The organism is Spirulina sp. CS-785/01, from assembly GCF_028330525.1.
In the GTDB taxonomy this organism is placed as follows: domain Bacteria; phylum Cyanobacteriota; class Cyanobacteriia; order Cyanobacteriales; family Spirulinaceae; genus JAQMSD01.
The window spans coordinates 1-5,634 of the sequence record NZ_JAQMSD010000317.1; the positions used below are offsets into that span (position 1 = coordinate 1).

3 protein-coding genes are annotated in these 5,634 nt (G+C 41.7%); all 3 read right to left on the reverse strand.

Features of this window, described 5'->3' with window-relative positions; translation table 11 throughout:
- Nucleotides 1-208 precede the first annotated feature (208 nt).
- Nucleotides 209-2,914 carry a phycobilisome rod-core linker polypeptide gene (locus PN462_RS21210; protein ID WP_272130841.1) on the reverse strand — a complete coding sequence of 902 codons (2,706 nt, stop codon included), beginning with the start codon at nt 2,912-2,914 and terminating at the stop codon, nt 209-211.
- 337 nt (nt 2,915-3,251) lie between these two features.
- Nucleotides 3,252-3,968 (reverse strand): hypothetical protein, encoded by a 717-nt coding sequence (locus tag PN462_RS21215; RefSeq protein ID WP_272130842.1) that lies wholly within the window; start codon nt 3,966-3,968, stop codon nt 3,252-3,254.
- Nucleotides 3,961-5,451 (reverse strand): AAA family ATPase, encoded by a 1,491-nt coding sequence (locus tag PN462_RS21220; protein WP_272130843.1) that lies wholly within the window; start codon nt 5,449-5,451, stop codon nt 3,961-3,963. Before PN462_RS21220 ends, PN462_RS21215 begins: the two co-directional genes overlap by 8 nt.
- Between the last annotated feature and the right edge of the window lie 183 nt (nt 5,452-5,634).

Consider the following 5,634-nt stretch of genomic DNA (forward strand, 5'->3'; position numbering starts at 1 on the left):
ACACCGTTGTTTCAGACACTTGTGAGAGACATTTTCTCCCCCTCTCCCAAGGTTGGGAGAGGGGGTTGGGGGGTGAGGGCGACTCCAAACCGCCATATCTCGTTACCCACCTTGACAGGGCTGGCAATGCCCACCCTACTTTCTCTTAACCCGTTTTAACGGGTTTACGCTCTGAACCTAGGATTAAAAACCCTAGGTTCAACTTAACTTAACGAGACACCACAGGCTCAAAGCTAGGCACAACTAACTCATTATCCTGTTTGGTTAACTTGTTGTACAAGCGTTCGGTGTTCGGGAAATTCGCAGCAGGTAAAGTGGGATAGCGACGGTACGGAACAACATCTTCTCCAAAGACTTGCAAGTATTCCATACTGTTCACCATTGCACCGATAAACGCACCAATCCCTGCGGTAGCCAGAATTTGATTATAGGTTTGAATCTCTTTCTGGTTTAACGGTGCGCGGCCAAGGAAATGTTTCGTCCCTAACTCAATCACTTTCGTATTGGGATAAGGGGTATAGAACTCTTTAATATAGAGTTCCGAACGGCCTAACCCTTCAATAAACTCTTTCACGGTAATTTCCCCGTTAGTGAGTTTACTTTCTAGGTTGGTGAACTGAGTTTGCACCACGTAGGGTTGTAAGTCCCGTTCAAAGACCTGCCGATAGGCCGCAGCAATCAAGTTATTCACGCCAACTTTATCATTGAGGTCAATGAGTTTGAAGACCTTGGCTTGTTGACGTTGAACATTAACCCCTTGAGTGATGCGATAGGCAATATCGGGTTCGGTGCGGGTTTCGTCCACCTGACCCAATTCCATAAAGCGAGGAGTTTCGGGAACTTCCACTTTGGTGGCGTAGTCCGGACGTAAGGCCCCAGGCCGAGACATCCGTAACTGCATTCCCCCAGGAGTGAGATAACGCTCATAAGGAACAGTATCTTCTCCGAAGGCTTCGGTATATTCAGGACTGTCGATAATGGCATCCACTAAGGCATAGAACCCTTGTTTAGAGCAGAGATCAAAGTAACGGTTGATCTCTTGACGACCATAGGTGGGACGACCTAACAGACGACGGTGGATATATTCAATGGCCTTACAGACATACATGGAAGACCAGTACATATTCCGGAAGACATCGGACTTGGCTAAGGTTTTGATGAATTCCCGAATGGTGATGTCGCCGTTTTCCAGTTTAATTTCGGCCACTGTTAACCGTTGACCGGAATAGAGTTCCCGTCCAAAGACTTGCCGATAACACGCGGTCAGGACTTTCTGGGTGCTGCTTTCGGAATATTTAACACTGGCCCCGTTGCTCCCTCCAGGGAGTTGGTCTAAGCGGAAGACTTTGGCCCCCAATGTGCCAGGGAATTCTCCTGTGGCTTTGGGGTTTCCGGTTTGGTTGTTGGTGGCGGGACCTCGGTGGATTAAGATACGACGGGTATCTTTACTGAAGGGTGCAGGCCGTTTGCTGGGGTTGCGGGTTTCTTTCGGGAAGATGGCCCCAAATTGAATTTCTAGTGGATCATTGCCTGACCCGTAAACGTGCTGATCCGGTAAAGGCCGGTTATATTTGGCGTAGGTGGTGACGAATTGGGGGGTTTTGCGGAAGGGTGCGCTGTAGTTAAACAGGTCTTGCTGCATTCCCCAGTTACGGCATTCTTGTGCCTCTTGTCCCAGTCCGCGAAGGTAGGGGACTGTTTCTTCGCCGAAGTAGTCGGAATATTCCTGAGAGTCCACGAGGGCATCCACGAGGGCAGCGAGTCCGCCTTCAGAAACAACGGAGAAATAGTCTTGCACTTCTTCCCGTGAGGAAGGCCCGCGTCCCAGGATGTGACGGAAGGCGAGTTCTAAGGCCCGACTGTTAATGAAGGGTTCAAAGAACTGTTGGCGGTACAGGGGAGATTTACAGAGACGACGGACAAACTCTTTCATGGAGATGTCGCCGTTTTTCACTTGGGATTCCAAGTAGGAGATAGACTGGCTATAGGTGCGGCTGATATCCCGTTCAAAGATTTGCCGATAGGCCGCTTTGATTACGGCTTGTTTTTCTAAGGTCGAGAGTCCGGGCTTCATGACGAACTTCTGACGACGCTCGGCAGCGTTAAAGTAGCTTTGGGGGAGTTGTAACCCTTGTTGGTCCGAGGAGGGCCGTTGACGGAGTTTGTCGGAGGGGGTAGCCGCTTCAAATTCGCTGATCAGGATGTCGAAGTAGTCGGTGACGAGGGTTTGGGCTTCTTCGTCGGCTTGGAACAGTTTCCGCGCCCCAACGCGCATTTCTTGCAATGCAACGATGGTGGCGGCACTGGAGCAAGCGTTTTCGATGACTTCCCGCAGTCCCCGGACGTTGACGGTGATAATGTTGGGGTCTCCGGCCACTAGGGCGTAGGTGACATAGCGCAGCATCCAGGATAGGTCGCGCAGGGATTTCTGCATATTGCTGGGGCCATACCGCGCAATGTTAATAGGACGGAAGCCTGGAGGCGGTTGGATTTTGTTCCCCGTGGAGAGGAAGAGGGAACGGATACTATCCACGATACCACCGCCGGAACTTTCGGCGTAGGTGACGGTCCCCAAGGTCATGCCTTCTTGGGTGCTTTTCCCTTCGCCAATCCCTGCGGGGGCGAGTTCTTTTTCGGTTTTATCTTCCGGGGGTTTTTCGAGGAAGGCCATGGGCGATCCCCCGGTAAAGATGCGGTTGGCGGCGCGAGAAACGATGAGTTCGGAGTTTTTGGTGATCAGTTGGGCGATTTCGATCCGACGAGTCCCCGATTCAAAGAAGGTTTTGAGTTCTCCGAGTTCCCGTGAGTCTGGGAAGCGGTCTTGCTGTTCGGCTTGCGCGATCGCGCTAGTCGGTACAGTTTGATAACGTTGGGGCCTCGCTACAGAACTTCCACCACTTGCAGTAATAGTCATGGTCTGTTCAGTTCTCTCCTAAAAGTGTTCCTGATCTAATCACGTTTTGGGGCTTTTGGGCGATTTCTGGGTTTTTCGGGAAAACTCAATCGCTCAAAGCCTCTTGATTAAACGCATTTGTAAAAATTTTCGGTCAGCTTTTAGATTAAACCGTTTCAGGCTTCCTGAGCGGGTTTGTTAAGAAGTGTGTAGAAATTTACCCCAGGAAGGGGGAATCACTCTATATATTGAGGGGGTTGACGGGTTTGATATAATGTGCTAGGCGCGATTCTCAATAATTTTGGGCGAAGTTTAACCCTTGTTGTAGAAATTGATAAAAGTATTATATCCAGTAAATTTATAATAAGTCTGACAACGCAATAACTCTACTTTCTTCGTCATCTCCAGATTGTTTAGGGAAAAATTTAACTTCTATTTTATCTTTATCATCTAAAATTGATGAACAGGATATTAACTTTTTACTGTTTTGCAGGACGCTATATAATTCACTTCCATCATCATTCGAGATGTTATTTTTGTTATAAACAACAGCACCTTTAATTTTGACATATATGGTTTGTTCATTATATTGTTTTTGAGGATTATAATGATTATTTAACGTTAGCAGCATATACATCCGATTCATGGTATCTTTGAATTTATTGTGAATATCAACCAAGGTACTAGGTTTCTTATTCTTTGGTTTTTGTAGCGAAGATTTTAATTCAATTAATATAATATTTAAGCTATAACTTCCCAGATAAAACCTTTGTAAGACTGCGAGTGCTACTTCAGTTGTATTCCCTTTAGTGGAAATTCCGGGTATTTCTTGTTCTAGATTAATTCTCCAGATTTTTTCTACTGCTGATTTACTATCTCTAAAATTTAAGTTAGTTATTTCCAGCTTTTTTAAGGTAGCATTTTTGCCAGTTTCTTGGATTTCGATGTCATCTTGTAAATCTATTTCTTCAATTAATCCCTCTTTTTGTAATGCTTTTTGAAACTCTTGTCTAATAAAGAAGGGGTTTTTGACATTTGTCGCATTCAGGACTAAAAATTTTTGACTTCTACTCATTTTCTAGCTCATAAATATAGTCAGTCAAGATATTACGAGATTTATCCACTCCTTCTTCGACTTGACGAAATTTCCTGAAATATGCCCCATAATCATCAGTTTCATAATCTATGATTTTATTACCATTAAAAAAGTAAACTCCTAATTCTTCAGGAGCAAGAGAGGTGTTAGGATTAACATATTGCAGATTATTGGATTCTACAATATCTTGAACATTACAGTTATATTTGTTTTTCAAAACACTCAAATAGACATAGTTATTAACTGCGTTGGCCATTAAAGGACTATGAGTAGTAATTAAAACTTTATTATCATTCTTTTTCGCAAATTGTACTAAAAGATCGAGTAATAAGGTTTGATTTTCTGGATGTAAATTTTCTTCGGGTTCATCCATCATTAAGAAATTATGTTCTTTCTCTACCCAATATTTTAAGTAAAAATAGAGTAGAGACAGTTGATTGGCCGCAGATGACGCTAGATACATAGGTAAATTTTTATTTTCTTGACCAAAATTAAAAGCAAAGTCTATAGGGGAGATACCTTCAATTTTTTCCATTGATATATCCCCTCCCATAACTCCCATTAATTGCTTCACTAAGTCAGTATAATATTCTAATGATTGAGTGTTGGTATTAAGAGAATAAATCGCTTCAAAGACTTGATTCATGGGTTCTGTATAAGAACGTTTAAATAAACCAATTTCTCTAATCTTATTTGGAGAAACTTGTGCCAGATTATCTGAACTTTCAATTAAATCTAACAATTGCTTGATATCTTGTTCTCGTTTTCTTCTTTCTATATCGTATATATATCTATAAAAAATAGGATAAAAAATACGACTTGCAGGTAAGAAGAAAGTAGCATGATTATGTTTTAAGAGTAGTCCTATTATTGCTGCGATCAAGGATTCACTAATGGTTTTTTGTATTACTTTTTGGTGTTGTTCAAAATGCTGTTTTGATATCTTATCAAAAAAATCTATGGGGATTTCTTTCATTTCTTTCTTTGCAACAGAAACCAAGTTTGAATTTTTGTTTTTTTCGACAACAATATATTTTAAATTCTGTTGATCATCAATATTTATATTGAAATTTAATTCTAGTCCATAATTATAAATTTCTTCTTCATTAAACTGAAAAGCAAGAGAAATATCTTTCGTAAACCAAGAGTATTGATTTGTATTATAAGTTTCAACTAATTGAGCTTTAATAAACTCTGCGAATTCCTCAAGAATATCCTCTACTATTTGGGGGGTAATTTCAATTTCATTATGTTCTTGAGAGTTTATATCAAGTTTATTTTTGATTTGTGACTTTTTGGCAAATTGATTAATATTTTTTTCATTAAAAATTGTCCACAATAATTGAGAAACGTAAGTTTTACCACTATTGTTTAAACCCACAAATATATAAAACCTTTTAGCTAAATCAATAGGTTGTGTGTTGTTTTTTATTGCACCTAATTTTTTAATGAGTAATTGCATATTTTTTTAGTCAGAAAATTATCAACTTTAATTTTTGAAATAAGGTGGGCATTGCCAGCCCTGTCAAGGTGGGTAACGAGATATGGCGGTTTGGAGTCGCCCTCACCCCCCAACCCCCTCTCCCAACCTTGGGAGAGGGGGAGAAAATGTCTCTCACAAGTGTCTGAAACAACGGTGTCTCGT

Coding starts and splice junctions, on each gene's coding strand:
- PN462_RS21210 (WP_272130841.1), bottom strand. CDS start 2,914: ATGACTATTACTGCAAGTGGTGGAAGTTCTGTAGCGAGGCCCCAACGT.
- PN462_RS21215 (WP_272130842.1), bottom strand. CDS start 3,968: ATGAGTAGAAGTCAAAAATTTTTAGTCCTGAATGCGACAAATGTCAAA.
- PN462_RS21220 (WP_272130843.1), bottom strand. CDS start 5,451: ATGCAATTACTCATTAAAAAATTAGGTGCAATAAAAAACAACACACAA.